A 1,407-nucleotide genomic window follows, 5' to 3' on the forward strand; every position below is an offset into this window, starting at 1 on the left:
TTGATATACTGGGATTTTCAAAATCATTTGAACTGGGGCAAAAAATCGTTCTGTTGCATTAAATATACTTGCTTGCATTGTTGTTTACTTTCCTTTTAATTTCTAAATTGTAAGTTAATGGATTCATATTAACTTTTTCTATACTCTATAATTTTAACACTACATTTTTAGCGTTTTTCTCCACTTATCATCATCTTTCAGTAATTTAAATTACAGTAATCATAATTACTGTAATTACGATTACTGAAAAATAAAAGCATCCCTCTCTGGAATGCTCCAACAAACAATTACCTATTCATCACCTTGATAATACAAATCGTTAAAATTCTTATGCTTATATTGCTGTGCAAGTTGTGGATTCTTCCAAGCAACACAGTTAGTCCAAAGGCCTGCTCCTTCAGCAATCACTAATACCGGCTGACCATTTTCAGTATAAGGGCCGTAGAAAGTACCATCACCAGCGCCTTGCATCCAGCCCATGACATTCAAATATTTAATGCCATGTGCCTTCCAAAAGCCAGTTCTTCCCCAATTTTTAGTTTTTTCAACTAAGCCGGCATCAACTTCTTCTAGTGCTAATTTCATTAATTCTCTAATCAAATCAAAGAAGTAGCACATTAATTCCTTTTCACGAGCAATAACATTATTTTCGGACTTAATAATTTTCACGATATCAGTTATAATAGACTCCATAAAAGACTAGCTTCTAATGTGTTTTTTTGCTTAACATCAGACTACTGATCTTTTTGTTTTGGAGTCAAGTCCTAAAATGGATTTGACTCCTTTTAATTTATATTTAAACGTTACCGCAAACTATTTTACACTTAGTAATCATTGATGAGTATAGCTATTTCTTTTTTCGCTTAATAAACATGCTGCCTAAGCCTAGATTTGATAAAAGTATGCCTAGCCATGAAAGTGATTCTTCTCCTGATTGAGGCAAGGAATTATCGTTTGTTTCAACAGTTTCAGGTTGAACTGGCTTATCATTATCCAGTCTTTGTGGTTTCTACCACATATCCTAAATCTTCATACCTTTTAGCCACTGCATTAAATCCAGCATCCGCTGCTTTTGAATCATAGCCTCTTAATTCAGCGCTTGCTTTACCCTGAGCAATTGTATAAGTACCAACAATTCCTGGATCTTTGGATAAAGTAGGATTATCTTTTCTCAACTTTTTAGCAGCTGAATCTGTTAATTTAGCATAGTATGTACCAACATTTTTAGGATTTTCTACAATAGCATCACCATTTTTATCAACCGTAAATTGCAATAATAACTTGAACACTTTTGTTTAGGCTGTTTGATAGATGCGATCTAATTCTCTTTCAAAGATTTCATCTGGTGTATGATAAGCCAAGATCTTTCTTGGCAATGAATTGCACCAAGTTTCAATGTCAATGATT

At 33.4% G+C, this 1,407-nt stretch carries 1 protein-coding gene and 2 pseudogenes; all 3 read right to left on the reverse strand.

Translation table 11 applies throughout. The annotated features are described in order from the left end of the window. Positions 1–525: 525 nt before the first annotated feature. Positions 526–693, reverse strand: a pseudogene (locus CP368_RS10645) (ISLre2 family transposase); the annotation flags it as partial. 296 nt (positions 694–989) lie between these two features. Then, positions 990–1,289 (reverse strand): MBG domain-containing protein, encoded by a 300-nt coding sequence (locus tag CP368_RS09935; RefSeq protein WP_098044206.1) that lies wholly within the window; start codon positions 1,287–1,289, stop codon positions 990–992. A gap of 6 nt (positions 1,290–1,295) precedes the next feature. Further along, positions 1,296–1,407, reverse strand: a pseudogene (locus tag CP368_RS09940) (IS30 family transposase); the annotation flags it as partial.

It is taken from the genome of Lactobacillus sp. UMNPBX17 (genome assembly GCF_002553735.1).
Taxonomy (GTDB): Bacteria; Bacillota; Bacilli; order Lactobacillales; family Lactobacillaceae; genus Lactobacillus; species Lactobacillus gallinarum.